The sequence below is a fragment of the Aeromonas sp. 6P genome, from assembly GCF_051919525.1.
In the GTDB taxonomy this organism is placed as follows: Bacteria; Pseudomonadota; Gammaproteobacteria; order Enterobacterales; family Aeromonadaceae; genus Aeromonas; species Aeromonas veronii.
Genome location: NZ_JBQBEO010000002.1, coordinates 230,210 through 256,723, shown reverse-complemented (window position 1 = coordinate 256,723; position 26,514 = coordinate 230,210). Strand labels below are relative to the sequence as shown.

At 60.7% G+C, this 26,514-nt stretch carries 24 protein-coding genes and 1 pseudogene; 7 read left to right on the top strand and 18 right to left on the bottom strand.

Annotated elements, in window-relative coordinates; all coding sequences use genetic code 11:
* Window position 1: 1 nt before the first annotated feature.
* The 4 genes from ACTG2J_RS01250 to cydH all read right to left on the bottom strand — a co-directional run bounded on the left by ACTG2J_RS01250 (window position 2) and on the right by cydH (window position 3,399).
* On the bottom strand, window positions 2–1,282 hold the full coding sequence (locus ACTG2J_RS01250) for a sigma 54-interacting transcriptional regulator (protein ID WP_005339807.1): 1,281 nt from the start codon (window positions 1,280–1,282) through the stop codon (window positions 2–4).
* Window positions 1,279–1,806: a hypothetical protein gene (locus tag ACTG2J_RS01245; RefSeq protein WP_005356347.1), complete on the bottom strand. Its 528-nt coding sequence runs from the start codon at window positions 1,804–1,806 to the stop codon at window positions 1,279–1,281. Before ACTG2J_RS01245 ends, ACTG2J_RS01250 begins: the two co-directional genes overlap by 4 nt.
* A complete protein-coding gene (locus ACTG2J_RS01240; RefSeq protein ID WP_047440386.1) occupies window positions 1,803–3,203 on the bottom strand; it encodes a sensor histidine kinase in 1,401 nt (466 codons plus the stop codon). The genes ACTG2J_RS01245 and ACTG2J_RS01240 overlap by 4 nt, the downstream gene beginning before the upstream one ends.
* A gap of 103 nt (window positions 3,204–3,306) precedes the next feature.
* On the bottom strand, window positions 3,307–3,399 hold the full coding sequence (gene cydH, locus ACTG2J_RS01235; RefSeq protein WP_005339800.1) for a cytochrome bd-I oxidase subunit CydH: 93 nt from the start codon (window positions 3,397–3,399) through the stop codon (window positions 3,307–3,309).
* Window positions 3,400–3,523: 124 nt separating this feature from the next.
* On the opposite strand from cydH, the gene ACTG2J_RS01230 reads away from it, so the two are divergent.
* Window positions 3,524–4,099: a 2-amino-4-hydroxy-6-hydroxymethyldihydropteridine diphosphokinase gene (locus ACTG2J_RS01230; protein WP_113740341.1), complete on the top strand. Its 576-nt coding sequence runs from the start codon at window positions 3,524–3,526 to the stop codon at window positions 4,097–4,099.
* Here ACTG2J_RS01230 and ACTG2J_RS01225 read toward each other — a convergent pair.
* Complete coding sequence (locus ACTG2J_RS01225; RefSeq protein WP_439989093.1) at window positions 4,025–4,729, bottom strand: SDR family oxidoreductase; 705 nt, start codon at window positions 4,727–4,729, stop codon at window positions 4,025–4,027. The two genes, ACTG2J_RS01230 and ACTG2J_RS01225, sit on opposite strands and share 75 nt — an antisense overlap.
* Before the next feature lie 162 nt (window positions 4,730–4,891).
* Between ACTG2J_RS01225 and ACTG2J_RS01220 the strand changes: the two genes are divergently transcribed.
* Entirely contained in the window at window positions 4,892–5,296 is a 405-nt protein-coding gene (locus ACTG2J_RS01220; RefSeq protein ID WP_005356342.1) for a CBS domain-containing protein, read from the top strand.
* On the opposite strand, the gene ACTG2J_RS01215 is transcribed toward ACTG2J_RS01220, so the two are convergent.
* Window positions 5,293–5,829, bottom strand: coding sequence for a DUF2301 domain-containing membrane protein (locus ACTG2J_RS01215; RefSeq protein WP_005357578.1), 537 nt, complete (start codon window positions 5,827–5,829; stop codon window positions 5,293–5,295). The two genes, ACTG2J_RS01220 and ACTG2J_RS01215, sit on opposite strands and share 4 nt — an antisense overlap.
* Window positions 5,830–5,916: 87 nt before the next feature.
* Here ACTG2J_RS01215 and ACTG2J_RS01210 point away from each other — a divergent pair, with 87 nt between their 5' ends.
* Window positions 5,917–6,681, top strand: coding sequence for a substrate-binding periplasmic protein (locus ACTG2J_RS01210; protein WP_113740339.1), 765 nt, complete (start codon window positions 5,917–5,919; stop codon window positions 6,679–6,681).
* A gap of 8 nt (window positions 6,682–6,689) precedes the next feature.
* On the opposite strand, the gene asnC is transcribed toward ACTG2J_RS01210, so the two are convergent.
* Window positions 6,690–7,151 carry a transcriptional regulator AsnC gene (asnC, locus tag ACTG2J_RS01205; protein ID WP_005339783.1) on the bottom strand — a complete coding sequence of 154 codons (462 nt, stop codon included), beginning with the start codon at window positions 7,149–7,151 and terminating at the stop codon, window positions 6,690–6,692.
* Window positions 7,152–7,305: 154 nt separating this feature from the next.
* Here asnC and asnA point away from each other — a divergent pair, with 154 nt between their 5' ends.
* Window positions 7,306–8,298, top strand: a complete 993-nt coding sequence (asnA, locus tag ACTG2J_RS01200; protein ID WP_100647061.1) for an aspartate--ammonia ligase — start codon at window positions 7,306–7,308, stop codon at window positions 8,296–8,298.
* A 301-nt stretch (window positions 8,299–8,599) separates the two neighbouring features.
* On the opposite strand, the pseudogene clpB reads toward asnA, so the two are convergent.
* The 3 genes and pseudogenes from clpB to rluD form a co-directional block, all read right to left on the bottom strand.
* Window positions 8,600–11,172: pseudogene (gene clpB / locus ACTG2J_RS01195) on the bottom strand (ATP-dependent chaperone ClpB).
* 202 nt (window positions 11,173–11,374) lie between these two features.
* Window positions 11,375–12,112, bottom strand: coding sequence for a peptidoglycan editing factor PgeF (pgeF, locus tag ACTG2J_RS01190; RefSeq protein WP_439997096.1), 738 nt, complete (start codon window positions 12,110–12,112; stop codon window positions 11,375–11,377).
* Window positions 12,113–12,224: 112 nt separating this feature from the next.
* Window positions 12,225–13,205 (bottom strand): 23S rRNA pseudouridine(1911/1915/1917) synthase RluD, encoded by a 981-nt coding sequence (rluD, locus tag ACTG2J_RS01185; protein WP_005339771.1) that lies wholly within the window; start codon window positions 13,203–13,205, stop codon window positions 12,225–12,227.
* Between the two features lie 117 nt (window positions 13,206–13,322).
* Between rluD and ACTG2J_RS01180 the strand changes: the two genes are divergently transcribed.
* The gene (locus ACTG2J_RS01180; protein ID WP_019446583.1) at window positions 13,323–14,078 is read left to right on the top strand and encodes an outer membrane protein assembly factor BamD; all 756 of its coding nucleotides are present in this window, start codon (window positions 13,323–13,325) and stop codon (window positions 14,076–14,078) included.
* Between the two features lie 147 nt (window positions 14,079–14,225).
* Here ACTG2J_RS01180 and ACTG2J_RS01175 read toward each other — a convergent pair whose 3' ends face one another.
* From ACTG2J_RS01175 to yqhD, 8 genes are all read right to left on the bottom strand, one after another.
* Window positions 14,226–15,554 (bottom strand): CoA-disulfide reductase, encoded by a 1,329-nt coding sequence (locus ACTG2J_RS01175; RefSeq protein ID WP_439997095.1) that lies wholly within the window; start codon window positions 15,552–15,554, stop codon window positions 14,226–14,228.
* Window positions 15,555–15,652: 98 nt separating this feature from the next.
* Complete coding sequence (locus tag ACTG2J_RS01170; RefSeq protein ID WP_439997094.1) at window positions 15,653–17,053, bottom strand: L-cystine transporter; 1,401 nt, start codon at window positions 17,051–17,053, stop codon at window positions 15,653–15,655.
* 133 nt (window positions 17,054–17,186) lie between these two features.
* Entirely contained in the window at window positions 17,187–18,488 is a 1,302-nt protein-coding gene (locus ACTG2J_RS01165) for an L-cysteine desulfidase family protein (RefSeq protein ID WP_439997093.1), read from the bottom strand.
* A 21-nt stretch (window positions 18,489–18,509) separates the two neighbouring features.
* Complete coding sequence (locus ACTG2J_RS01160) at window positions 18,510–19,178, bottom strand: helix-turn-helix transcriptional regulator (RefSeq protein ID WP_439974522.1); 669 nt, start codon at window positions 19,176–19,178, stop codon at window positions 18,510–18,512.
* A gap of 147 nt (window positions 19,179–19,325) precedes the next feature.
* Complete coding sequence (locus ACTG2J_RS01155) at window positions 19,326–20,105, bottom strand: substrate-binding periplasmic protein (protein ID WP_439974523.1); 780 nt, start codon at window positions 20,103–20,105, stop codon at window positions 19,326–19,328.
* A 98-nt stretch (window positions 20,106–20,203) separates the two neighbouring features.
* The gene (gene pntB, locus ACTG2J_RS01150; RefSeq protein WP_005339759.1) at window positions 20,204–21,688 is read right to left on the bottom strand and encodes a Re/Si-specific NAD(P)(+) transhydrogenase subunit beta; all 1,485 of its coding nucleotides are present in this window, start codon (window positions 21,686–21,688) and stop codon (window positions 20,204–20,206) included.
* 11 nt (window positions 21,689–21,699) lie between these two features.
* A complete protein-coding gene (gene pntA, locus ACTG2J_RS01145) occupies window positions 21,700–23,226 on the bottom strand; it encodes a Re/Si-specific NAD(P)(+) transhydrogenase subunit alpha (protein ID WP_421322318.1) in 1,527 nt (508 codons plus the stop codon).
* Between the two features lie 507 nt (window positions 23,227–23,733).
* Entirely contained in the window at window positions 23,734–24,897 is a 1,164-nt protein-coding gene (gene yqhD, locus ACTG2J_RS01140) for an alcohol dehydrogenase (protein WP_439997092.1), read from the bottom strand.
* A 157-nt stretch (window positions 24,898–25,054) separates the two neighbouring features.
* Here yqhD and ACTG2J_RS01135 point away from each other — a divergent pair, with 157 nt between their 5' ends.
* A complete protein-coding gene (locus ACTG2J_RS01135) occupies window positions 25,055–25,957 on the top strand; it encodes an AraC family transcriptional regulator (RefSeq protein WP_439997091.1) in 903 nt (300 codons plus the stop codon).
* Window positions 25,958–25,974: 17 nt separating this feature from the next.
* Window positions 25,975–26,487, top strand: coding sequence for a lipocalin family protein (locus ACTG2J_RS01130; RefSeq protein WP_421299429.1), 513 nt, complete (start codon window positions 25,975–25,977; stop codon window positions 26,485–26,487).
* The last annotated feature ends 27 nt before the right edge of the window (window positions 26,488–26,514 follow it).

Genomic DNA, 26,514 nt, shown 5'->3' with positions numbered 1-26,514 from the left:
TTTATCCCTTCGATTTGAAGTTTGCAGCTTCGATACCGTGCCGATTCAATAACTTGTAAAAATCGGTACGGTTTCTGCCCGCCATGTTGGCCGCCAGGGTCACATTGCCCTCGGTGGTGCGCAGCAAACGGATCAGATACTCCTTCTCGAATTCGGCCCGCGCCTCGTTGAACGAGGGGATGCCGCCGCCACCGCCGCTCAGGGCGGACTCCACCATGGAGACCCCGATCACCGGGCTGCAACAGAGGCTGGCGAGCTGCTCCACCACGTTGCAGAGCTGGCGCACGTTGCCGGGCCAGGCAGCGGCCGCCAGCATCGCCAGCGATTCGGGCGAAAAACCCATGGCGGCGCAGTCACTGTGGCGGCTGCGGTAATCGTCGAGCGCCTGACGGGCCAGCAGGGGGATATCCTCGCTGCGAGCACTGAGGGATGGCAGGGTGATATTGGCAACGTTGAGACGGTAGAAGAGATCTTCCCGAAAACGCCCCTCCTCCATCGCCTTGACCAGATCCTGATGGCTGGAGCTGAGCACCCGCACCTCCGGCGTGCCCTGACCATACTCCTCCATCACCTGCAGCAGCTTGGCCTGCAGGGATTCGGAGAGGCTGCCAATCTCGTCGAGAAACAGGGTCGCCCCCTTGGCCTGCTCGAACAACCCTGACTGGCCATCTTCACCAAACAGCTGCAAGTCGAGTGACGCCCACGGAATGGCGGCACAGTTGATGGTATGGAGCGGCTTGTCGCGCCGCTGGCTGGCCTGATGCAGCGCCTGCGCCATCGCCCCCTTGCCGGAGCCTGACGGCCCCATGATCAGCACCGGCACCTCCATGGTCGCAATGCTGTGGGCCTGGATCAGCAGCTGCTCCAGCTGGGGATTGCGGGTCAGGATCAGCGACTGCCACTCCTGCTGCTGTTTCGGCCGCGTCAGACTCAACGCATGTTCGATGGTGGCGAACAGCTCATCCTTGTTGATGGGTTTGGTCAGAAAGCTGAAGACCCCGGAGCGGGTCGCCTGAATGGCGTCCGGGATGGTGCCGTGGGCGGTCATGATGATCACCGGCAACCCCAGCCACTGGGCCTGGATCCGCTCGAACAGCGCCAGACCGTCCATGCCGGCCATCCGCAGATCGCTCAGCACCAGATCGGCCCGTTGCTGACGCAACCGGTCGAGGGCCCCTTCCGCACTGTCGGCGGTATCCACTTCATAACCCTGACTGCGCAGCCGCATGCTCATCAGTTTGAGCAGGCTGACGTCGTCATCCACCAACAGGATCCGGCTCATGGTATTACCTCACGATTCTCGTTCAGCTTGCGCTGGTTGAGCTGGTCGTCGATAGCGGTCAGCTGCTCGATCTGGCGGCGCAGCCGCTGGATCTCCTGACTCTGGTCATCACGACGGCTGTCGCGGGCCAGCAGCTGCTCGCCGAGGGCGATCCAGCTACGTAAAAAGGCCTGCGCATCGAGACCCAGTTCGGGCAACATCTGCTTCAGGCGCGCCAGACCGGCGGTGCGATTAGCCACAGATTCGGCGGGGTGGGAGTCCACCATGGCCAGACTGACCCGGCTCTCCAGATCGTCGGCCCCTTTCAGACGCTGACGCTCCTGCACCCGTTGCTGGGGGTGACTGGCCAGCAGCCAGTCGGAGTATTGCAGACGCACCTGCATCTCCTTGTTGGCAAACTCCATCCGCTTGGCAAAAGCGATATCGGAGGACTCCCGCTCTGCCTGTTGCGGCAGCAAGGAGCAACCCGCGAGCAGCCCTGCCATCAGAGCTGGAAATACGCGTTGTATCTTCATAGTCCTCATTTCAACGTCAACCTGAAACAGACATCAGCCTGTTCATCCTCTACCAGAACCAGTTCCCCCCCCAGGCTGTTGGCAGACTCGCGGGCGATGGAGAGGCCCATGCCCGAGCCTTTCAAGAGACCTTGCCGCACAGTGCTGCCCTGCTCGAAGGGTTCAAAAATGCGTTGCTGATCGGCCACGGGGATCTTGGGCCCCTCGTTGGCCACTTCCAGCCAGCTTATCTGTTCATCCTGCCCTGCCCTGATCCAGATATTGCCCCCGCTGGCGCCGTAACTGACGGCGTTGGAGAAGAGGTTATCGAGGATCAGTCGTAGCCGGTAGGGCTCCGCCCACAGGGTAACCGGCACGGTCGGCAAGTGTACACGGATCTGCTTGGACTCCAATGCCAGCCGGTACTCGGCAGAAAGTTCCGACAACATCGGCAGCAGGGGGACGGGCTCCAGTTCGAAGGCCTCCTGCTGACTGAGCCGGTTGAAGTCGAGCAGCCGCTCGATCAGGGTCTGCAGGCGCCGACTGTTCTCATCGAGCATCTGGCAGATCTCCAGCTGATCCGGCGTCAAAGGCCCGACCAGCTGCTCGCAGAGCAGATCCGTCCCTTCCCGCAGCACCGCCAGCGGGGTCTTGAGCTCGTGGGATACATGGCGCAGGAACTGGTATTTCTGCAGCTCCAGCTCCTTGAGTTTGTCGTGCAGCCAGACGATCCGCTCCCCCAGCAATACCAGCTCGGCAGGGCCGTCAACCGGCTTGGGATCGGGTTCGACCCCGGCACCCAGACTCAAGATGCGCGACTCAATCTGTCGTACCGGGTGGATGATGAGGTAGGTGAAGATAAAGACCATCAGCAGGCTGAGCGCCGCCACTGCTCCGCTCACCCACCAGAGCTCACTGGTCAGTCCGGCAATGGTGAGCTGCACCCGATCCATGTGTTCGTCAACCCGGCTGCGGGTGACTATTTCGAGCTGCTTGTTGGCATCGTTGAACTGCTCCAGCTTGTCCCCCGCTACCGCCGCCCGGGCCAACGCGGCATCCTGCAGGCTGTCGAGCCAGGCCAGCCCCTGATCGAGACCGCTATAGAGCTGGCCATCGGTGATGGAGTTGCGGTGCTCCGCCAGCAACACCCGATAACCATCGAGTTGCTGCTGGTAGCTGGTGAGACTGCGGCGATCCCCCAGCACCGCGAAACGGCGCAAGGTGCGTTCGATATCGATGGCTTGCGCCGTCAGCAGGGTGGCGCGGCGGGTATCCTTGACCGCCCGCTCCATCTCGTCGCTGGTGAGCTGACTGAGGTGGGCAAGGGAGGTGCTGTTGTGCCAGATCATGCCGCCCAGCGGCATCAACACCAGCACAAATCCCATCAATACCACCTGCAGCAGGGAGCGTGGGCGAACCTTGGTCATCATCTCTTCTCTTGCATTCTCACCGGTGCGCCAGCATAGCCGCACCGCCCCAAAAAACAAAACCGGCCAACAGGCCGGTTTGTATTATCTGGATTGTGGTGATTCACGCCAACGCGACAGAGGCCAGACAGATAATCATGATCATCGCCAGCGCGCCCGAGGCGGTCAACAGCGCCCATTTCAGCTCCACACTCATGCAAACCTCCTTTCTGCCAATCAGTGCCGGATCACAATAGATAAGACAATGTTAAGTCATAGTTAATCCGATAACCGTGAGCTGCGTATATATTTCAGATTAGCCCAACCCCGGGAAGGTGAGCATGTTCTATCTGTGTAGCATTGGTTCCAATATTGACCCGCATATCCATGTCAGCCGAGTGCTGGCCGAGCTGCTTGCGAACGTCGGCCCCCTGCGGCTGAGTTCGGTGATCCGCACCAAGCCGGTGGGAATGCACTCCAGCCACGACTTTCTCAACTGCCTGCTGGTGGTGGAGAGCCCGCTCGATGCCGCCAGCCTCAAGCAGTACTTTGTCGCCCTTGAAGTGGCTCACGGCCGGGATCGCAGCGATCCGCTCTGCAAGGTGCACGACCGGCCGCTCGACATCGATATTCTGGCAAGCAACAGGAGCGGTGACTTTGCCTCGGCAGAGGTCGATTCCTATCTTGCGGAGCTGCTGGCCGAGCTCTACGGCCATGGCGAGGTGCATGACCCCAAGGTGGCGCTGCAAGTGACGCTCCCTGCCCCGTCGGGCAAGCTCAAACCCGGCAAGGGCTTGCTGACCCGGCAGGTCGGGCTGGAGCCGCTGGTGCTTGGCAAATCTTCAGAGAGTGGCCAGCGCGCGCCCGCCATCTACCTTGATGCTGGCCCCCGTCATATAACTGTTCCCCATCAGTAACTGCACCGCCTGCCAGATGGGCTCCAGCCCTCCCTCCCGCGCCAGCGGCGTTTTCGCCAACACCTGCTGGCGCCATGCCTCGTCATGCTCGTCGAGAAACAGGATTGGCCCCGGCTCTATGGTGTTGACCCGAACCGCAGGCGCCAGCTCCCGGGCAAAACTCGTGGCCAGCGAATGGGCTCCCGCCTTGGTGGCCACATAGCTGGCAAAACGGGGGGCCGGGGCATGAATATAGATATCGGTGATATGAATGATGCTGGCGTTGGGATTGCTGGCAAGCTGGGGGGCCAGCGCCCGGTTTAGCTGGAAGGGGGCTGCCATATGTACCCGGTAGAACTGCTCGAACTGGACCAGTTGCGCAGCCGGATCAGTTGCCTGCGGCTCGAAGGCCGAGGCGTTGTGGATCACCAGCGTCAGATCCTGATGGGCAGCCAGCACATCGATCAGCTTGCCAACATCCTCTTCCCGACCAAAATCCGCCTGCACCAGCTCGACCCCCAGTGCTGCCAGCGTAGCCAGCTCCGGCCGCTCGCTGCGATAGCTGCCCGTCACCTGCCAACCCGCCGCCACCAGCTGTTCACAGAGATAAAATCCGAGTCGGCGGCCGCAGCCCGTAACCAATGCACGCATACGATCTCCTTTCCCTTTCATGGTCTTGCATGAACGAAGCCCGCCTGCCAGCGGATCACCGCCGATGGCCAGTGCCTATCAATCCCTGCGGCACAAGCCATTGGTCGCGGGCCACCCACCCACGTCATAGTGGCGGCATCCCCCTCTTGCGGAGTCACCACCATGCTGAAAGTACACCACCACATGGGTCGCCTGACCCACTCCCTCACTGCCGGACTCGGCCTGGCAGAAGCGCTGGATCGCCTGCATCAATCGGGTCTTGGCGGCCTGCCGGTACTGGATGAGCAGAAACGGCTGATCGGCTTTCTTTCCGAACAAGATTGCATCCCCAGCCTGCTCACCGGCAGCTACCACTGCGATACCCGCACCCGGGTGGAGGATCTGATGAACCGCTCGCCCCTCTCGGTCGGGCCGGATGAGAGCATTCTGGATCTGGCTCGCCAGATGGCCGATGCCAAACCCAAGATCTACCCGGTGCTGCAACAGGGCAAGGTGATCGGCATCATCAGCCGCCGTCAGGTGATGCAGGCCCTCAACCAGCAGATGAAGGTGTGCCAGCAGACCTAGATCTGGTAACGCCCCTTGTCACCGATATCGAAGTGCAGGGGCATTCGCCACTTGGCCAGCGCCAGCAAGGTCAACAGGGCCCCGCAGACCAGCGCCACCAGTGCGGCGGCCCACTCCACCCGCAACCACTCCAGCAGCCATAACGCCGGCAGCAATACGGGCACCAGCTTGATGCCGGGAATAGCGAAGCAAAACTGCTCCTTGAACGCCAGCCCGGAGAGGGTCGCCAAGGCCGCGCCCAGCACCAGCGCATCTGGTGCCCCCACCGCTGCCAGGGCCAGTGCACCCCAACCAAAACCCTGAAGAATCAGGCGAATCCGCTTGTCGTAGATATGCAGCGAGAAGCCGCAGATTGCGCTTGCCACTGCCAGCGACATCAACCATTGTGCCGACGGGAGCAATGCCATCCCGCTCAGCAGCGCCGCACCGCGGCAAAGCAGCAACAAGGCTGCCGCACTCAAGCCAAGGCGGTAGAGCGAGACGGTCAACTTGTCGATCCCGTCCAGCGGGCTCTCGATTTCAGGATTTGCCATAAACAGTCGCTTCTAACGGATCAGGTGCCATCCAATATACTGGAATCAGGTCTTGGAATATCTTCAAACGGGCTCAGGAGACGTAGTTTGCGTGTGATCCCCCTGTTTTGGTTGCTGTTTCCACTCGGATTGCCCGCCAAAGAGCTGGTGATCTGCGGCACCATGGAGCCCCCGCTCAAGTATCTCGATGCCGATCAGAAACCCCGCGGACTCGATATAGACATAGTCACCGCCATCTTCGACAAGCTGGAGACGCCCTTTCGGATCGAGCTGGCCGACTCCGGTGCCCGCCTCACCCGCAATGCCGAAACCGGCGCCTGCGATCTGGTGATGACCCACTCCTACAAGGCAGAGCGGGAGAGTTATCTTATCTATCCCCAACAGGCCCATCTTCGCCACAGCTGGCACTTCTTCGTGCGCAAGGCGGACCTGATGAAGATCCGCTACGAAACGCTGGCCGACCTCAAACCCTGGCGCATCGGCGTGACCAAGGATTTCTCCTACACCCCTGAACTGGCAGCGGCCATGACCGACCCGACCTATCAGTTCCAGGAGATCACCATGAACCAGCTGCAACTGCGCAAACTGCTGGCCGGACGGATCGATACCGTGCCCATGCCGCTGGTCACCGCCTTCACCCAGATCAAGGAGGAGGGGCTGACAGGCAAGGTCGATTACCTGCCCAAACCGCTCAAGAGCAGCCCCTACTTCAACACCTGGGCCCGCGCACGAGCGGATGCACAGACCCCGGCCCTGATGGCGGCCTACGATGCCGAACTGCTGCGCATGAAGCGAAACGGCAGCCTCAAGGCCCTCTACGACAAGTACGCCATCCCCTATATCGAACCCTGATCAAGGGGTCAGGGTTTCACATCCCGCAGGATAGGGTTTTGCAGCGAAATCAGAGTTTCAGTGGACTGGATCTCGTCGATGGTCTGGATCTTGTTGATCAGCACTATCTGCAGCTCGTCGATGGAGCGGGTCATCACCTTCATGAAGATGCTGTAGTGGCCCGTGGTGTAGTAGGCCTCCACCACTTCGTCCAGCGCCTGCAGCTTGGCCAGCGCCGAGGGGTAATCCTTGGCACTCTTCAGATTGATCCCGATAAAGCAGCAGACGTCGTAACCCAGCTTCTTGGGGTTAACCTGCACCCGTGTCCCCTCGATGATCCCCGCCTGTTTCATCTTCTCCACCCGCACATGGATGGTGCCCGGGCTGACCGCCAGTTGTTTCGCCAGTTCGGCGTAAGGGATCCGCGCATTCTCCATCAGAGCGGTGAGGATGGCCTGATCGAGATTATCGATCCGGTAATTTTCCGGCATTTTTTTGCACTCCCGCTAACGATACCTCATTAAATGACGGCTTATTTTGAAGAAAAAAATACACAAAGCCTATTTCTATTATCGATTATTGAATTTAGTTGGCAATCCGTTGAAGAATCACCACATCCAACGGGGTTTGAAACAGGAATTCAGCATGAAACAGCACTACATTCGCAGCCAACAGCAAATCAGCTTCGTCAAAGAGATGTTCTCCCGCCAACTCGCCCAGCAACTGGGTCTGATGGAGGTGCAAGCCCCCATTCTGAGCCGGGTCGGTGATGGTACTCAGGACAACCTCTCTGGCCACGAGAATGCAGTGCAGGTCAAAGTGAAGACCCTGCCGGAGCACAGCTACGAAGTGGTCCATTCACTGGCCAAATGGAAGCGCCAGACCCTGGGTCGCTTCGGCTTCGGCCCGGGCGAAGGGATCTACACCCACATGAAGGCGCTGCGTCCGGATGAAGACAAGCTCACCCCCATCCACTCCGTCTACGTGGATCAGTGGGACTGGGAGAAGGTGATGCCGAGCGAGCGCCGCGATCTGGCCTATCTGCAGGAAACCGTGCGCGGCATCTGGGCCGCCATCAAGGCCACCGAGCGCGCGGTCTGTGCCGAGCATGAGCTGACCCCCTTCCTGCCGGCCGAGATCCAGTTCCTGCACAGCGAAGAGCTGCTGGCCCGTTACCCGGACCTCGATGCCAAGGGGCGCGAGCGTGCCATCGCCAAAGAGCTGGGGGCCGTGTTCCTGATCGGCATCGGCGGTGCCCTCTCCCACGGTGAGCGTCACGATGTGCGTGCCCCGGACTATGACGACTGGAGCAGCCACAGCGAGCTGGGTCTGGCAGGCCTGAACGGTGACATTCTGGTGTGGAACCCGGTGCTGCAAGACAGCTTCGAGATCTCCTCCATGGGGATCCGGGTCGATGCCGAGGCGCTGCGCCGCCAGCTGGCCATCACCGGCGACGAGGATCGCCTGCAGTACGACTGGCACCAGGATCTGCTGGCCGCACGGATGCCGCAGACCATCGGCGGCGGCATCGGCCAATCTCGTCTGGCCATGCTGTTGCTGCAAAAAGAGCATATCGGTCAGGTACAGGTTGGTGTGTGGCCCTCTGAAATGAAGGCCGCTATCCCGGGCATGCTGTAAACGCGTTTATTTCATCGGTCTGGCCTGTGCGCAGTGGCACGCGGGTCAGCCCTGAAGGTGTGTGGCGGTGCGGACTGAACGAGCGCAGTCCGGACATGCTGTAAGTCGCGTGGCCATCCCTGATGGCCCGCGGCGAAACCGGGGCTTGCCCCTGCGACCCGCTCAACCCACGCAAGGTCGCGTCACTACATTCCTCCCGGCAATCTTCGGATTGCCGTTTTTTTTTGCGCCCGAATCCCCGCCGCCAGATACGACAACGCCAGCCCGAAGGCTGGCGTTGCAAACATCGACACGAGATCGGTTACTGGGTCATGGTCAGGCCGTTGCTGTCGGCCCCCAACACCAGCTTTTTGCCCGGCACGATGCGACCGGAGAGCAGGGCCTGCGCCAGCGGGTTCTCCACCTTCTGCTGGATCGCCCGTTTGAGAGGCCGAGCCCCGTAGACGGGATCGAACCCGGCGTGTACCAGCTTGCCCAGCAGCGCTTCGCTCACTTCCACCTCGTAACCCTGAACTTCCAGTCGGCCCATCAGGCTCTTGAGCTGGATGCGGGCGATGGACTTGATGTGATCCTCGCCAAGCGGATGGAACACCACGGTCTCGTCGATCCGGTTGATAAACTCCGGTCGGAAACTGCGGGTCAGCACATCCATCAGCATGGCCTTCATCTCGTCGTAATCCTTCTCGGAGTGGTGCTCCTGAATCAGATCCGACCCGAGGTTGGAGGTCATGATCACCACCGAGTTGCGGAAATCGACGGTGCGACCCTGACCATCGGTCAGGCGGCCATCATCGAGCACCTGCAACAGGATGTTGAACACATCCGGGTGCGCCTTCTCCACTTCGTCCAGCAGGATCACCGAGTAGGGGCGACGGCGTACCGCCTCGGTCAGATAACCGCCCTCTTCGTAACCCACATATCCGGGAGGCGCCCCCACCAGACGGGCCACGCTGTGTTTCTCCATGAATTCGGACATATCGATCCGCACCATGGCATCCTGGGTATCGAACAGGAACTCCGCCAGCGCCTTGCACAGCTCGGTCTTGCCCACCCCGGTGGGCCCCAGGAACAGGAAAGAGCCGATGGGGCGGTTAGGGTCGGAGAGACCGGCGCGGGAGCGACGAATGGCGTTGGAGACCGCATCGACCGCCTCCTCCTGACCAATCACCCGGCTGTGCAACTGATCTTCCATCCGCAGCAGCTTGTCGCGCTCCCCTTCCAACATGCGGGCGACCGGAATACCGGTCCAGCGGGCCAGGACGTCTGCGATCTCCACATCGGTGACCCGATTGCGCAGCAGACTGGTCTCCTGCATCTCGGCCTGAGTGGCGAGATCCAGCTGTTTCTCAAGCTCCGGAATGCGGCCGTACTGCAGCTCGGACATCCGACCCAGGTCGCCTGCGCGGCGCGCCACATCGAGATCCTGACGGGCCTGCTCCAGCGCAGCCTTGATATGCTGGGTGCCGGCAAGGGCGGCTTTCTCGGCCTTCCACACTTCGTCCAGCTCGTTGTATTCCCGATCTTTTTCGCCAATCTCCTGATTGATCAGCTCCAGACGCTTGCGGCTGGCGTCGTCGTCCTCCTTCATCAACGCCTGCTGCTCCAGCTTGAGCTGGATGATGCGCCGCTCGAGGCGATCGAGCGCTTCCGGCTTGGAGTCGATCTGCAACCGGATGCTGGCCGCCGCCTCGTCGATGAGATCGATAGCTTTGTCAGGCAACTGGCGATCCGCAATGTAGCGGTGGGACAGCTGGGCCGCCGCCACGATGGCGGGGTCGGTGATCTGCACATGGTGGTGCAGCTCGTAACGCTCTTTCAGGCCACGCAGGATGGCGATGGTGTCCTCCACGCTCGGCTCTTCCACCAGCACCTTCTGGAAGCGACGCTCCAGCGCGGCATCTTTTTCGATGTACTGACGGTACTCATCCGGGTGGTGGCACCGACGCAGTGCAGGTCGCCACGGGCCAGCGCAGGTTTCAGCATGTTGCCCGCGTCCATCGCCCCTTCGCCCTTGCCGGCACCGACCATGGTGTGCAGCTCGTCGATAAAGAGGATGACGTTGCCCTCCTCCTTGGCGAGATCGGTCAGTACGGCCTTGAGCCGCTCTTCAAACTCGCCGCGATACTTGGCACCGGCCACCAGCGCCCCCATGTCCAGCGACAGCACCCGCTTGTTCTTGAGCCCTTCCGGCACTTCGCCGTTGATGATGCGCTGAGCCAGTCCCTCGACGATGGCGGTTTTACCGACACCGGGAGCACCGATCAGCACCGGGTTGTTCTTGGTGCGGCGTTGCAGCACCTGAATGGTACGGCGGATCTCGTCATCGCGGCCGATCACCGGGTCGAGTTTGCCGATTTCGGCCCGCTCGGTCAGATCGATGGTGTACTTCTCCAGCGCCTGGCGGTTCTCCTCGGCGTTGGCATCTTCCACCTTCTTGCCGCCACGCACCTTGTCGATGGCCGCTTCGAGTTTCTCCTTGGTCAGCCCCTGAGCACGCAGCAACTCGCCCAGCGTTCCCTTGTCGTCGAGGGCAGCCAGCACGAACAGCTCGGAGGAGATGAACTGATCCTTGCGCTGCTGGGCCAATTTGTCGCAGACGTTGAGCAGGCGGCCGAGGCCGTTGGAGAGCTGCACGTCCCCTTCCACACCGCTGACGCGCGGCAGGCGATCCAGCTCCTCACCGAGACGGGAGCGCAGGGCGTTGATATCCATCCCGGTCAGGGTGAGCAGCGGACGGATAGAACCGCCATCCTGATTGACCAGTGCGGTCATCAGGTGAACGGGTTCGATGAATTGGTGGTCACGACCCAGCGCAAGAGACTGGGCATCGGAAATAGCAATCTGGAATTTGCTGGTAAGGCGATCGAGGCGCATTGCACTCCCCCTTCAAACAGGCAGACGCCGCTTGCGCGGCAAACAACATAACTTTCTGAGATGAAAGATGAGGCCCGTACGGGCTATTTCAAGGGCATGGGCTGGTTATTTTTTCTGCAAAGCGGGGAGAGGGCAGGATCCCCGCCTCTCTCATACGGATCTGGTCTTGAGAGAGACGGGGTATTACTTGGCGGGTGATTGCTTAGCGGGCCAACCAGATAAGGGAGGCCATCCGGCCGGTCTGGCCGTCGCGACGATAAGAGTAGAACTGCTCGCTATCGCTGAAGGTGCAGTATTCACCACCATAGACGGCGGTGACGCCGGCACGGGCGAGGCGCAACCGCGCCAGCTGGTAGATATCCGCCAACCATTTGCCGTCGTTGGACGAAGGGACGAACGCTGCTTCTGCTTCAGCCTGCTCAGCCATAAAGGCCTCGCGCACCTCTCCCCCCACTTCAAATGCAGTGGGACCAATGGCCGGGCCCAGCCAGGCCAGGACCTCGCCCAGCTCACAGCCCATGGCGGCGATGCTTGCCTCCAATACGCCATCTTTCAAACCACGCCAGCCCGCGTGAGCGGCTGCGACCACGGTACCTGCCCGATCGCAGAACAGCACCGGCAGACAGTCGGCAGTCATCACGATGCAGGCCTGATCCGCCTCATGGGCGCAGGCAGCATCGGCATCCGGCGCCCGCTCATAATGGCTGCTGACCGGATGAACCACGGTGCCATGCACCTGATTAAGCCAGTTGAGGGGCCCCGGGATGGCGGCCGCCTGCTGCAAGCGGGCGCGGTTAGACTCGACTCGCGCCGGTTCGTCACCCACGTGGGCCCCCAGATTGAGACCGGCAAAGACCCCTTCACTGACGCCGCCATCCCGGGTGGTCGACAACGCCCTGACACACGCCGGGGCTGGCCAGTCGGGTTCGATCCATTTCATCTGTGACTCCTTCAATTCACCGATATAAAAACGGGGCTCCTGCAAGGGAACCCCGATTGGCATCTATTTGGGCCGGATGACGCCAGAAACCGACGCAGCAGGCCCTATCACATCAGTTCCAGACTAAATCATCCGGATTGGCGAGAGTATCCGCACGCAGCACTTCCATCAGCTCCACCATGTCTTGCGGTGTAGCTGAGTGCCACTGCATCACTTCACCCGTGATGGGGTGAGCCAGTTGCAGCATGGTGGCATGCAGCGCCTGACGGTTGAAGTTGCGCAGTGCCTGGGTCAGCTCGGGGGTCGCGTTGCGCAGCGGGCGCAGACGGCCACCGTAAGCGGGATCGCCCACCAGCGGGTGTTTGATGTGCGCCATGTGGACACGGATCTGGTGGGTACGACCGGTCTCCAGACGCAGACGCAGACGGGTGTGGCCACGGAACTTCTCGTGCACCCGGTAGTGGGTCACGGAAGGACGACCATTGGGCACCACGGCCATATGGGTACGCTGGGTCGGGTGGCGACCGATGGGCGCATCGACGGTACCACCTGCGGTCATGTGACCGATGGCGATCGCTTCGTACTCACGGGTGATCTGGCGCGCCTGCAACGCTTCCACCAGATGGGTCTGGGCGGGTACGGTTTTGGCAACCACCATCAAACCTGTGGTGTCTTTATCCAGACGGTGCACGATACCGGCGCGGGGCACCTCGGCAATGCCGGGGTAGCGGTGCAGCAGGGCGTTGAGGATGGTGCCATCCGGCGTACCTGCGCCCGGGTGAACCACCAGTCCGGCCGGTTTGTCGATCACCAGAATGTGTTCATCTTCATAAACGATGTTGAGCTCGATATCCTGGGCATCCCAGCGAGTATCATCTTCCAGCTCGACATTCACATGCACCTGCTGCCCGGCCAGAATCTTCTCGCGCGGGGTGTTGGCAACCTGACCGTCCAGGGTCACTCTGTCCTGTAAAATCCACTCCTTGATGCGGGTGCGGGAGTAGTCTGGAAACAATTCGGCCAGGGCCTGGTCGAGTCTCTGCCCGAATTGGTGATCCTGGAATTCGCCTGTCAGTTCAATATGCTGGCTCATGTATGGTCTCTTGAGCGGGGGGTATCAATTCGAAATAATCCGGGTATTCTAGCTTTTCTTTTAGCCAAGCATAACGGATACTTTGCCAATTTAGTGGAAATGGACCGGATGTTGTTGATGGGAAAGAAGTCTCACCTGCTGATGTCGCTCGCCTTGGTCGCTACCTTGATCACAGGCTGTTCCAGCACCAAACCCAAGGTACCCGACGAACCGCCGGAGACCCTGTACCAGAAAGCACGCCTCAAACTGGACGTTGGCAATTACGTGCAAGCCACTGAATTGCTGGAGGCTTTGGACTCTCGCTACCCGTTCGGCGCCTACTCCAACCAGGTGCAGCTTGACCTCATCTATGCCTACTACAAGCAGGATGATACCGCTCAGGCGATCGCCAATATCGACCGTTTTATCCGCCTCAATCCGGCGCATAAAAATATCGATTACGTCTTCTATATGCGCGGCCTGACCAACATGGCGGCGGATTACAACTTCTTCCAGAGCCTGTTCGGTATCGATCGGGATGACAAAGACCCGGCTTATGCCCGTCAGGCATTCCAGGACTTCAAGACCCTGCTGCAGAACTACCCCAACAGCGTCTATGCCGCCGATGCCCGCGCCCGCATGATTGGCCTGAAGAATCGTCTGGCCCGATATGACCTGAGCGTGGCCGAGTATTACGTGAAGCGTGATGCACTGGTCGCGGCCGCCAACCGGGCCAAGCTGATTGTCGAGACCTACCCCGACACAGCCGAAACCGAGAAAGCGCTGGAGATCATGGTCGAGTCTTACGACGCTCTGAAGATGCCGCAGTTGGCCAAGCATGCCCGCGAAGTGCTGGCCAAGAACTACCCGGAGAACCGCCTCGGCCGTGGCTGAGTGATACGGATCAACCGGTAACAAAAAACCGATGCCAAGGCATCGGTTTTTTTATCGCTGCAATTTACCCTCAACTGTTACCCGCAGATAGCTCTGTAGAGCTAGTTCTGCGTGACGGCGCCCTCCCTGCACCGTCATAGCAGAGCGTTACTTTGCGACGTTACCCGCCACGTTCAGGGCATCCCAGGTGCGGGAGAAGGGCGGCGCGTAGGCAAAGTCCAGCATGCCGAGCTGCTCGGTGGTCACCCCCATGGTGATGGCCACTGCCAGCGCGTCGATGCGGTGGACCGCCCCCTTGCGACCGAGGATCTGGCCGCCCAGCAGCCGCTTGCTGCCCGCCTCATAGACCAGTTTGACGTGAATGTCGGACTGACCCGGGCAGTAGTTGGTGTGGCACTTGTCCTTGATCACCACGGTGCGGTAATCGATGCCCATCGCCTTGGCTTCCTGCTCGGAGAGGCCGGTTCGGCCCGCCTCCAGCCCCAGCACCTTGAGCGCCGCAGAACCGAGGGTACCCGGGAACTCCTGCTCGGCACCCGCCAGGTTCTCGCCCACCATGCGGCCCAGCTTGTTGGCGATGGTGGCGAGCGGCACATAGACCTGCTGCTGCTTCACGCTGTGCCAGACGCTGGCACAGTCACCGGCTGACCAGACGTTGGCGAGCGAGCTGCGTCCCTGACGATCCACCTTGATGGCGCCGTTACCGAGCCGCTCGATGCCGGTATCGGCCAGAAACTCGGTGTTGGGCTTGACCCCGGTGCAGACCACCACGATATCAGCCTCGTACTCGCCCTGGCTGGTACGCACGCCGGTCACCCGGCCATCCCCCAGCAGCGCTTCAACTCGCTCACCCGGATGGAGAGAGACGCCCTGCTCGCGCAGTTCGGTTTCGATGTGCTGGGTGATCTCGCCATCAAACGCATCGGGGATGACCCGATCCGCCAGCTCGATAAGACGCACCTCTTTGCCTTGATGGACCAGCGCCTCGACCACCTCCAGCCCGATAAAGCCGGAGCCAATCACCACGGCGCGGCGATTGTTCTTGTCTTGCACCGCAGCTTTGAGCGCCAGCCCGTCGGCCATCCGGCGCAGACCGAATACCCCTTGCTGCAGCAAACCGGGGATGGGGGGCATCACTTCGCGGGCACCGGTGGCGATCATCAGCCGACCGTAGCGATCGGTGAAGGTGTCGCCGTTGTGCTCCACCACCAGAGTCTGGGCAGCCGCATCGACGCTCAGCACCCGATGGCCAATCTTGACCTCGATCCCCTTGGCGGCGAACTGCTCGGGGGAGAACTCGGCCATGTAACCGGGCTCCTGAAACTCGTCACCGACGAAGTAAGGCAGGCCGCAGGCACCGAAAGAGATCACTTCGGAGGCCTCATACACCACGATGTCGGCATCTTTGGCCAGACGGCGCGCCTTGGCCGCCGCACTCATACCGGCGGCTTCGCCACCGATGATCAGAATTCTCATTGTTTTTCCTCTCAATGGCGCAGGGAGGGCATGCCCTCCCTGCGGTCTATGACGGGAAAGAGTCACCCCTTTCCACGGGCAGATCAACCGACAGCAAATCAGATGGTGGACTCTTCGCCGTCCAGGCTCACTTCATGGTCGCTATTGAACACCGCCATGTCGGTCTGCCCCAGCACGCGACTGGTGACGGTCCCGGCGGTGATGGAGCCGGAGACGTTGAGGGCGGTGCGGCCCATGTCGATCAGCGGCTCGATGGAGATGAGCAGGCCCGCCAGCGCGACCGGGAAATCCAGGGCGGAGAGCACGATCAGCGCGGCGAAGGTGGCGCCGCCGCCGATCCCCGCCACCCCGAAGGAGCTGACGGTGATGATGGCGATGAGCGTCATGATGAAACCGGGATCCAAAGGGTCAATCCCCACGGTCGGCGCTATCATCACCGCCAGCATGGCCGGGTAGATGCCGGCGCAGCCGTTCTGACCGATGGTGGAACCGAAGGAGGCGGCAAAGTTGGCGATCCCCTCCGGAATACCCAGCGACTTGGTCTGGGTCTGCACGTTCATCGGGATGGAGCCCGCACTGGTGCGCGAGGTGAAGGCAAACGCCAGCACCGGCGTGATCTTCTTGAGGAAGCGCAGCGGGTTGATGCCCACCAGGCTCACCAGCAGCAGGTGCACGACAAACATGATGGCGATGGCACCGTAAGAGGCCATCACAAAGCTGAGCAGGTTGAGGATGTCAGCATAGTTGGAGCCGGAGACCACCTTGGTCATCAGGGCCAGCACGCCAAACGGGGTCAGGCGCAGCACCAGAGTCACCATTCGCATTACGATGGCATGCGCCACGGCCACGAAGTGGCTGAAGCTGGCGAAGATCTCCGGCTTCTTGCGGGCGATGCCGGTAGCGGAGAGGCCGATGAAGATGGAGAAGATCACCACGGCGATGGTGGAGGTCTTGCGCGCCCCGGTCATGTCGAGGAAGGGGTTGGCAGGAATGAACTCCAGCATCATCTTGGCAAAGGACATGCTCTCGACGCTGCCGAGGGTGGTCTGCAGCGCGGCGCCCCGGGCGCTTTCGGCGGCACCGGAGGTGAGCCCTTCAGCGGTCAGGCCAAACAGGTTGGACATCAGGATGCCCGCCCCGGCGGCGATGGCGGTGGTGAAAATCAGCACGCCTATGGTCATGGCGCTGATCTTGCCCAGCGCAGTGCCGCCATTGAGTTTCAAGATAGCGCTGATGATGGAGACCATGATCAGCGGGATGATGATCATCTGCAGCAGTTTCACATAGCCGCTACCCACGATATCCAGATAGTCGATGGTCTGAACAATGACGGGCGAACCTGCACCGTAAAGCAGTTGCAACGCGGCGCCGAACAGAATACCGAGCCCCAGACCGGCAAATACCCGGCGGGTGAAGCTCACATGTTTTTCCTGTAACCGGTAGAGAAAGAACAGCAAGATGGCGGCGATGGCCAGATTGCCGATAACGCTAAATGTCATGGTATGACTCCCCAAAAAGCGGGCTTGCGCCCGAGAAACAAGAGCAAGCGCCATGCTTGCCCTGGCAACCGTGTCAGACGGTCTGCGCCGTCGTGACAAGAACAAGGGGGTCTATCGCCCCCTTGTCACAGATTCACTGCTTCTGCTGTTTCGCTCGCATGATGTTGATGATTTCGATATCCGTGTCCAGCATCCCCTGTTTGGAGAGCTGCCCCAGGTTGGCGATGGTCTGATCCACGTCGTCAGAGACGATCCCCTCGCTCTGGGGAATACGGAGATTGTTGATGGCCATCAGCGACGACTTCACCGCCGCCGAGGTGGAGGTGGAGACCTTCATGGAGCAGGCACTGCCGGCGCCATCGCAGATGATGCCGGAGACATCGCCAATCATGTTGTTGATGCAGTGGCTGATCTGCTCGAACTGGCCGCCCAGCAGCCAGGTGATGGCAGCCCCCGACCCCATGGCGGCGGTGCTGGCGGCGCACAGGGCCGACAACTTGTTCTGATAGGTCTTGATGTAGATGGCCACCAGATGACTCATCACCAGGGCGCGGGTGAGCTGCTCGTCGCTCGCCTTGAGGAAGCGGGCGGCGGCGACCACCGGCATGGTGGCGGCGATGCCCTGGTTGCCGGAGCCCGAGTTGGACATGGCGGGCAGCATGGCGCCATCCATCCGCGCATCGGAGGCGGCGGAAGAGAGGCGCATCGCCAGCGTCATCAGATCGTCGGAGAGCAGCTTGCGCTCCACCTGCTCGGTGAGGATCTTGCCGATGCGCAGGCCGTAGCCCTGCAACCCTTCGTCCGCCAGCGCCTGATTCATGGTGGCGGCCTCGCGGATGAAGTCGATCTCGGCAAGGGGCACCTGCAGGGCAAAGTCGACGATCTCGCGCAGGCTCATAGTGGGCTTGTCGGCCTTGGCGGGCTGGATCTGCACGCCCGGGGCGCTGTCTTGCGCCATCAGCACCTCGCCATCCTTCTCCATCAGGATGATGCGGGTGTGGTCGGTGCAGATCACCACCCGGGCGCTATGGCCCTCCACTTCGGCCAGCACCTCGGCGTAGAGCACGTCCGGCACATCCTTCACATCCACCTTGATCACCGGCAGCAGCGCCTTGGCCGCTTCCACCAGTTCTGGTGTGAGGGTCTTGAGCACCTCCAGCCCGGCATCGGGATTGCCGCCGGTGATGCCGACCGCAGCGGCCACCGGCAGACCGATCATGCCGGTGCCCGGCACCCCGACCCCCATGCCGTTCTTGAACAGATTGCCACTGACCCAGACGCTGATGCGGGTCGGGGTCTCCCCCAGCAGCTTGCGGCAGTTTGCCGCTGCCAGCGCCACCGACATCGGCTCGGTACAGCCCAGGGCCGGCACCACTTCACGCTTGAGCAGGGTAATAAAGTCGGTCCATTGTGCTTTCATCGCAGTGTTTCTCATGTTCAGGGTGCCCGCAGGCAGTTATTGCTTGTTCAGATCCGCTTTGTGATTACGGATATGCAGATAAACAGTATGACGGGAGATGCCGAGCATCCGGGCAACCAGCTGGGCCGCCTCCTTGATCTCGAAGATCCCCATGTCGAAGAGCCGGGTCACTATCTCCTTGTTGCGCACCGTGCAGGAGAGCGAATCGTCCCGATCCACCTTCTCAATCACTTGAGTCACCAGATCATCCACCGAGCTGGCAAAGGTCTCGTTGTTGAGCGGCGCCGGTGCCGCTGGCAGCGCAAAAGTATCGAGCAGGCTGCCAAGGGAGGTATCCAGACTGAAGTTCACGTAGAGCATGCCGATGGGCTTGCCCTGCCGGTTGCTGATGGTGATGGAGGAGGACTTCATCAGCGTCCCGTCGCGGGTACGGCTGAAGTAGCTGCTCCACTGGCTGCCCGCCTCCCCCTGCAAGCGGTTGAGGGCAAAGTCGGTGACCGGCGCCCCCTCCCGACGACCGGTGACATGGCCGTTGGCAATCTTGATGACCGATGCATCCAGCGTATCGAACGCATGCAACACCACCTCGCACCCCGCGCCAAACAGCGCGGCCAGCGCCTCGACTGCGGGCTCGAAACTGGCGATCAGATGACGTTCTTCATCCGTTAACGAATTGATCTGGTCAGTGGTGGCTGCTGTGGACATATATGAGTAACTTTGAGTAAACCGCAGTTGATTCTACTATCAACAAGATCAACTAATGTTGAGCGGCATCCCCTTTTTGTTCGCCATTATGCCCACCTTTTAACAAAGTGCGACAAATTGTGAAGCGGCGCACAGCAGGGCGGCAACTCAGTGGTGATAGCGGGCCAGCAGCTGCTTGTAGGCGGGGGTCTGTTTGAACGCCTTGAGGGCAGAGGAGAAGCGGATAGCCAGCTGGTCGTGGCCGGGCTTGTGGGTAAACGCGAGGAAGTTGCGGTTGTCGTCGGTCAGCAGGCGCGAGCCGTGGTTCACCTGATCCTGCAACCCCTGAGTGTGCAGCAAGTAGCGACCGACCCGCTCGTTGAGCACCACCCCGTCCAGACGACCGGCCATCATCAGATGCAGCTGTTTGATGGCATTCCCCTCCCCCGTCATCGGCATCCGGAGCACCTCGGGATCGGTCAGAAAATCGGGGCTGTAGGCATAATCTTCCTGAATACCTATCCGCAGACCCTTGAGGTCGGAGAGCTGCTTGAAATCCACCGGACGAGCCGTCGGATAGAAGAGCACCTCGCCGCTGTAAGAGAGCGGCTCTTCGGGGTAGTGGAGCCAGTGCTGGCGGGAAGGTTCAAAGAAGACATCGAGCACCGCATCCCCCTGCCTGAGACGGGCCTGCTGCAGAACCCGCTTCCAGGGCAGCACCCTGATTTCAGTGCGATAACCCATCTGGCGCAACACGGCGCAGGCCAGATCGAGATCGGCGCCGGCCAGCTCGCCATTGTCACCACGCATCACATAAGGGGGCCACAGCTCGGTCAGCAGCGTCAGTGTCGGCGGCTCGTCCGCTGCTACGGCCGAACCAGCACCAAACAGGGAGACGAGCAGCCAGCCGTACAACCCGATCCTTCGCCAACCCTGACACCACATCATGGAGATCCCTCATGGTCCGTATGGATTGAGGATATACAAGGGATGAGCAATAAAAAAGGAGGCCGAAGCCTCCTTGATATCCACTCTCTGAATGGCACTTACAGTGCTTTCAGGATTGCCTCGACGCTGGCCTTGGCATCGCCAAACAGCATCTGGGTATTTTCCTTGAAGAACAGCGGGTTCTGGACACCGGCGTAGCCAGTGTTCATGGAGCGTTTGAAGCCGATGACGTTCTGCGCTTTCCACACTTCCAGTACCGGCATACCGGCGATCGGGCTGCCCGGATCTTCCATAGCGGCCGGGTTGACGGTGTCGTTGGCACCAATCACCAGCACGGTATCGGTATCGGCGAAGTCGTCGTTGATCTCGTCCATTTCCAGCACGATGTCATACGGGACTTTCGCCTCCGCCAGCAGCACGTTCATGTGGCCAGGCAGACGACCGGCAACCGGGTGGATACCGAAGCGCACCTTGACGCCACGATCACGCAGCTTCTGGGTGATTTCAGCCACCGGATACTGGGCCTGAGCCACCGCCATGCCGTAGCCCGGGGTGATGATGACGGAGCTGGAGTTCTTCAGCAGGTCAGCAACTTCCTCGGCGCTGGTTTCGCGGTATTCGCCCATCTCCTGATCAGCCGTGGAGGCCACGCCATCGGAGCCGAAGCCACCGGCGATCACGGAGATGAAGGAGCGGTTCATCGCCTTGCACATGATGTAAGAGAGGATCGCACCGGAGGAACCTACCAGAGCACCGGTGACGATCAGCAGGTCGTTGGAGAGCATGAAGCCCGCAGCTGCTGCTGCCCAACCGGAGTAGGAGTTCAGCATGGAGACCACGACCGGCATGTCGGCGCCACCGATGGAGGCAACCAGATGCCAGCCGAAGGCGAAGGCGATCAGGGTCATCACCAGCAGGGCGAAGGTAGAGCCGCCCGCGTTGACAAAGTAGACCATCAGCGCCAGAGAAGCGACCACGGCCAGCAGGTTCAGCTTGTGGCGGTGTGGCAGCATCAGCGGCTTGGAGGAGATCAGACCGCGCAGTTTGCCGAAGGCAACCACGGAACCGGTAAAGGTTACGGCACCGATGAAGACGCCCAGGAAGATCTCGACCAAGTGGATGTTCAGCATGGCGCCGGTCAGGTGCTCGACCTGAGCAACGCTGTTGGCCTGCTCGAACGCCGCACGGGCGGCTGCCAGGGTGGCATCCAGATTGGAACCGACGGAGACGACCACCTCAGCAGGTGCAGAGGGGTGCAGATCGATGAAGCTGTTGAAGCCCACCAGCACTGCCGCCATACCCACGAAGCTGTGCAGCACGGCCACCAGCTCGGGCATCTCGGTCATTTCGACCTTGAGTGCCAGACGCACGCCGATGGCACCGCCGATCACCATGGCCAGAATGATCCAGTGAACACCACTGGTCTCCGGGTTGAATACGGTGGCGAGCAGGGCGATAGCCATACCCGCAATACCGAACAAGTTGCCATGCTTGGCCGTTTCTTGCTTCGACAGTCCCGCGAGACTGAGGATGAAGAGCACGGCGGCAACGATATAGGATGCTGTTACCAGTCCTTGAGACACGTTAAACCCCCTTAATCCTTACGGAACATCTTCAGCATGCGCTGAGTGACGGTGAAGCCGCCGAAGATGTTGATACTGGCAATCAGCACGGCGATGAAGGCCAATGCGGTAACCAGAGTCGACCCTTGCCCGATCTGCAGCAGGGCACCGACCACGATAATGCCGGAGATGGCATTGGTGACCGACATCAGCGGCGTGTGCAGGGCGTGCGATACGTTCCACACCACGTAGTAACCGACCACACAGGCCAGGATGAATACGGTGAAGTGGGAGAGGAAGGCTGCCGGGGCAACGGAGGCGATCCAGCCGAAGGCGGCGATGCTGAGGGCACCGAACACGAACTTCTTGTTGGAAGGCTTGGCCTCTTCCTTCTTGGCTGCCGGTTTGGCGGCGGCCGGTTTCTGCGGGGCGGCAGAGACGGAGATGGCGGGCGGCGGGAAGGTCACTTCACCGGCCTGGATCACCGTCATGTTGCGCTGAACCACGTCCTCGAAGTCGATGGCGACGTTGCCGTCCTTCTCCTTGCACATCAGCTTCATCAGGTTGACCAGGTTGGTACCGTAGAGCTGGGAGGACTGGGCAGGCAGACGACCCGGCAGATCGGTGTAACCGATCACCTTGACGCCGTTGGCGGTGACATGCAGTTCACCCGGCACTGTGTATTCACAGTTGCCGCCAGCCTGAGCGGCCATGTCCACGATGACGGAGCCCGGCTTCATGCTGTCGACCATCTCTTTGGTGATCAGCTTGGGAGCCGGCTTGCCCGGGATCAGGGCGGTGGTGATGATGATGTCCACCTCTTTGGCCTGCTGGGCGAACAGCTCCATCTCGGCCTTGATGAACTCATCAGACATGACTTTGGCGTAACCATCACTGGATGCGCCGTCTTCGCCACCGAAGTCCAGCTTGAGGAATTCCCCACCCATGGATTCGATCTGCTCGGCCACTTCCAGACGGGTATCGAACGCACGCACGATGGCACCGAGGGAACCGGCCGTACCGATGGCAGCCAGACCGGCAACACCGGCACCAATCACCAGTACCTTGGCAGGCGGCACTTTACCGGCTGCGGTGATTTGACCGGTGAAGAAGCGACCGAACTGGTGCGCAGCTTCAACCACGGCGCGATAGCCACCGATGTTGGCCATGGAGGAGAGGGCATCGAGGGACTGGGCACGGGAGATCCGCGGCACCATATCCATCGCCATCACATTGATGTTGCGCTCGGACAGCTTCTTGACCAGCTCAGGGTTCTGGGCAGGCCAGATGAAGCTCACCAGAGTGGCGCCATCTTTAATTTGTGCGATCTCGGCATCGGTCGGCGCATTGACCTTGAAGATAAGGTCGGCTTGCCAGACATTCGGCACCACGCTGGCACCGGCAGCCTCGAAGGCGGCATCATCGAAGCTGGCCGACAGGCCTGCGCCGGTCTCGATGGCGACCTCGAAGCCGAGCTTTTTCAGCTGCTCGACGGTAGCCGGGGTCGCTGCGACCCGGGTCTCACCGGCGAGACTCTCTCTCGGTATTCCAATCTGCATGACTATTCCCTGATGGTTAATAAACAATCGCTGCCCAGTGTCTCACTTCTGACGAAACAAGACATGACCAAAGTGCAGGTCCAGGGCTCTTTGTTATGAAAATCAGTAGGCTTTACCTCAACCTCCTGTCATGGTCAGGCCCCCGCTTTTCAGGCGCGAAGGTGATTAGTATCAAATTTTGGAGTTTTATTACAACCGCAGTCCCGACGGCACTCGTACAGAATTCAGCCCATCCCTGGCTACGATTAAAAAAAACAAACCAAATTAGAGGCTTATACCAGTAAAAACGGCTGAAAAAAGTGATCCAACCAGTCAAAAAAAATGTTTTACCGGCCCTCTATCTTAGCGTTTTTTGTTCTTACGAAATCCGCTTTCGTCTCACTTCTCGCAGCGAAACGCCGAAAAGTAACATTTTCCCAACAAAAGCGGGGCCGCTCAGCCGCCAGATGGCGGGAGAGGGCCCCGGCAATTCAATCGTTTCGCCCGTTTGGCACCGATTGGCGGCCCTTACCAGGCCGCTTCATAAATATGCTGGCTCTGCACCAGATCGATATCGCCGTGCTCGCCCAGACGGGTCATGCCGTGCTCACCCAGCTTGCCGATCAGAGTGTCGATACCCAGATCTTTCAGACCGTAGTCGCGCAGTCGGGTCTTGACCCCCATCCGCTCGAAGAAGTCGCGGGTCGCGGCGATGGCATCATCGATGCGCTCCGCTTCGCTGCCGCTGTTCAAGCCCCACACCCGCTCTGCGTATTGCAGCAGCTTGGCATGTTTCTGTTTGCGCTTGGCCTGCAGCAGGGCAGGCAGCACCACCGCCAGAGTCTGGGCGTGGTCGAGGCCGTGCAGGGCAGTCAGCTCGTGACCCAGCATGTGGGTGGCCCAATCCTGCGGCACACCGGCGCCGATCAGGCCGTTCAACGCCATGGTGGCGCTCCACATGATGTTGGCGCGCACCTCGTAGTTGTGCGGCTCGGCCAGCGCCTTGGGGCCCTCTTCGATCAGGGTCAGCAGCAAGCCTTCGGCGAAGCGATCCTGCACCTTGGCATTGACCGGATAGGTGAGGTACTGCTCCACGGTATGGACGAACGCATCCACCACTCCATTCGCCACCTGACGCTCGGGCAGGGTGTAGGTGAGCACCGGATCCAGCACGGCGAAGCGCGGCATCACGAACTGCGAGAAGAAGTGCACCTTGTCGCCACTGCTGCGACGGGTGATGACGGCGCCCATGTTCATTTCGGAACCGGTCGCCGGCAGGGTCAGCACGGAACCGAGCGGGATGGCGGAACGCACTTCTCTGCCGACGGTCTCGAGAATGTGCCAGGGATCCTTGGCCAGATCGTAGTGCGCGGCAGCGGCGATAAACTTGGTACCATCGAGCACGGAACCACCGCCAACGGCGAGCAGGAAGTCGACCCGCTCGGCACGGGCCAGCTCCACTGCACCCATCAGGGTCTCGTAGGCCGGGTTCGGCTCGATGCCGCCAAATTCAAACAGGGTCATGCCAGCCAGCTCGTTGCGGATCTGCTCCAGCAAGCCGCTGCGTACCACGCTGCCGCCGCCATAGGTGATCATGACGCGGGCATCGCTCGGGAGCTGCTCGCGCAACTGGGCGATCTGCCCTTGGCCGAACAGGATTTTGGTCGGGGTATGGAGAGTAAAGTTGTTCATCGACATTGCCTTCTTCTGATAGTCAGGGCGGCCTGGCCGCGAAATCGTGATTGCATTTTTCTCCAGAATACCCCTACCATCAAGACAACATCCTGCTTGATTCTTGCCTATTTCTACAAAGCAGCAAAAACCGGAACTATCGAATCAAAGAGCACCCATGCAAAACCGTTACAGCGACCTCGCCGCCAGATTGACCCGCCACGTCACTGCACCCGGCATCACCCCATCACCGGTGAAACAGGTCAACCTCATCTATACCACCGAGCACCATGGCCGCACCCCGGTGCTCTACCAACCGCGGATGATCGTAATCCTGCAGGGGCACAAGGTGGGTTATCTGGCGGATCAGGTGTTTCGCTACGACCCCAACCACTATCTGCTGATGACCCTGCCGCTCCCCTGCGAGTGCGAGTGCTTCGCCTCCCCCGAGCAGCCGCTTATCGGTTTTACCATCGAGATCGATCTGGTCACCCTGCAAGAGCTGCTGCTGGAGCTTGGCGATGCCCTGCCCGCCCCCGCGCCGCAAAAGAGCGGCGTCCACTCGGTCCCCCTGTCCGAAACCATGTTCTGCGCTGCCGAGCGACTGATCGAGCTGATGGACAACCCGCTGCACGCCAGGGTGCTGGGGCCGCAGACGGTGCGGGAGATGCTGTTCCACGCCCTCACCGAGGGGGGCGGCCCGGCGCTGCAAGCGCTCGCCAATCGCCACAACCATGTGGGCCAGATCGCCCGGGTGCTGCATATGATAGAGTCCCGTTATGCCGACAACCTCACCATGGAGGAGCTGGCGCGGGAGGTGAACATGAGCGTCTCCGCCTTTCACCACCACTTCAAGGCGGTCACTGCCACCTCGCCGCTGCAGTACATCAAGTCGTTTCGCCTGCACAAGGCCCGAATGATGATGCTGCACGACGGCATCAAGGCGGGCACCGCGGCATCCAGAGTCGGTTACGAGAGCAACTCCCAGTTCAGTCGGGAGTACAAGCGCTTCTTCGGCAGCACGCCGACGGATCAGGCCTCCCGCTTCCGGGATGGCCAGCTGCGCATCATCGAGGGATAACAAGAGAGGGATTACTTATGCGTTCACTGCTTTGCCTTTTCACCGCTTTACTGCTGACGGCCTGTACCGGGATTGCCGATGGCATCCGCCCCGTTACCGGCTTCCAGCTCGATCGTTATCTCGGTACCTGGTACGAAATCGCCCGCCTCGACCACAGCTTCGAGCGGGGGCTGGAGCAGGTGAGCGCCACCTACAGCCTGCGGGACGATGGCGGCGTCAAGGTGCTCAACCGCGGCAAACAGAGCGATGGCAGCTGGCGCGAAGCCGAGGGCAAGGCCTACTTCGTCGGCAACCCGGACGAGGCGCGGCTCAAGGTGAGTTTCTTCGGCCCCTTCTACGGCGGCTACAACGTCATCGACCTCGACCCCGATTACCAGCTCTCGCTGGTGACCAGCTACAACCACGACTACCTCTGGCTCCTCTCCCGCTCACCCAACCCGCCCAAGGCGAAGGTGGATGCGCTGGTCGCCAAAGCGAAGTCGCTGGGCTTTGCCACCGACCAGCTGATTTGGGTCAAGCAGAACCCTTAAGCCAGTCGTGAAATAACAAAGGGCAGC

What these genes read in the sequence shown, in the direction of transcription:
- ACTG2J_RS01250 (WP_005339807.1), bottom strand. Translation starts at nt 1,282, where the DNA reads ATGAGCCGGATCCTGTTGGTGGATGACGACGTCAGCCTGCTCAAACTG.
- ACTG2J_RS01245 (WP_005356347.1), bottom strand. Translation starts at nt 1,806, where the DNA reads ATGAGGACTATGAAGATACAACGCGTATTTCCAGCTCTGATGGCAGGG.
- ACTG2J_RS01240 (WP_047440386.1), bottom strand. Translation starts at nt 3,203, where the DNA reads ATGACCAAGGTTCGCCCACGCTCCCTGCTGCAGGTGGTATTGATGGGA.
- cydH (WP_005339800.1), bottom strand. Translation starts at nt 3,399, where the DNA reads ATGAGTGTGGAGCTGAAATGGGCGCTGTTGACCGCCTCGGGCGCGCTG.
- ACTG2J_RS01230 (WP_113740341.1), top strand. Translation starts at nt 3,524, where the DNA reads ATGTTCTATCTGTGTAGCATTGGTTCCAATATTGACCCGCATATCCAT.
- ACTG2J_RS01225 (WP_439989093.1), bottom strand. Translation starts at nt 4,729, where the DNA reads ATGCGTGCATTGGTTACGGGCTGCGGCCGCCGACTCGGATTTTATCTC.
- ACTG2J_RS01220 (WP_005356342.1), top strand. Translation starts at nt 4,892, where the DNA reads ATGCTGAAAGTACACCACCACATGGGTCGCCTGACCCACTCCCTCACT.
- ACTG2J_RS01215 (WP_005357578.1), bottom strand. Translation starts at nt 5,829, where the DNA reads ATGGCAAATCCTGAAATCGAGAGCCCGCTGGACGGGATCGACAAGTTG.
- asnC (WP_005339783.1), bottom strand. Translation starts at nt 7,151, where the DNA reads ATGCCGGAAAATTACCGGATCGATAATCTCGATCAGGCCATCCTCACC.
- asnA (WP_100647061.1), top strand. Translation starts at nt 7,306, where the DNA reads ATGAAACAGCACTACATTCGCAGCCAACAGCAAATCAGCTTCGTCAAA.
- pgeF (WP_439997096.1), bottom strand. Translation starts at nt 12,112, where the DNA reads ATGAAATGGATCGAACCCGACTGGCCAGCCCCGGCGTGTGTCAGGGCG.
- rluD (WP_005339771.1), bottom strand. Translation starts at nt 13,205, where the DNA reads ATGAGCCAGCATATTGAACTGACAGGCGAATTCCAGGATCACCAATTC.
- ACTG2J_RS01180 (WP_019446583.1), top strand. Translation starts at nt 13,323, where the DNA reads ATGGGAAAGAAGTCTCACCTGCTGATGTCGCTCGCCTTGGTCGCTACC.
- ACTG2J_RS01175 (WP_439997095.1), bottom strand. Translation starts at nt 15,554, where the DNA reads ATGAGAATTCTGATCATCGGTGGCGAAGCCGCCGGTATGAGTGCGGCG.
- ACTG2J_RS01170 (WP_439997094.1), bottom strand. Translation starts at nt 17,053, where the DNA reads ATGACATTTAGCGTTATCGGCAATCTGGCCATCGCCGCCATCTTGCTG.
- ACTG2J_RS01165 (WP_439997093.1), bottom strand. Translation starts at nt 18,488, where the DNA reads ATGAGAAACACTGCGATGAAAGCACAATGGACCGACTTTATTACCCTG.
- ACTG2J_RS01160 (WP_439974522.1), bottom strand. Translation starts at nt 19,178, where the DNA reads ATGTCCACAGCAGCCACCACTGACCAGATCAATTCGTTAACGGATGAA.
- ACTG2J_RS01155 (WP_439974523.1), bottom strand. Translation starts at nt 20,105, where the DNA reads ATGATGTGGTGTCAGGGTTGGCGAAGGATCGGGTTGTACGGCTGGCTG.
- pntA (WP_421322318.1), bottom strand. Translation starts at nt 23,226, where the DNA reads ATGCAGATTGGAATACCGAGAGAGAGTCTCGCCGGTGAGACCCGGGTC.
- yqhD (WP_439997092.1), bottom strand. Translation starts at nt 24,897, where the DNA reads ATGAACAACTTTACTCTCCATACCCCGACCAAAATCCTGTTCGGCCAA.
- ACTG2J_RS01135 (WP_439997091.1), top strand. Translation starts at nt 25,055, where the DNA reads ATGCAAAACCGTTACAGCGACCTCGCCGCCAGATTGACCCGCCACGTC.
- ACTG2J_RS01130 (WP_421299429.1), top strand. Translation starts at nt 25,975, where the DNA reads ATGCGTTCACTGCTTTGCCTTTTCACCGCTTTACTGCTGACGGCCTGT.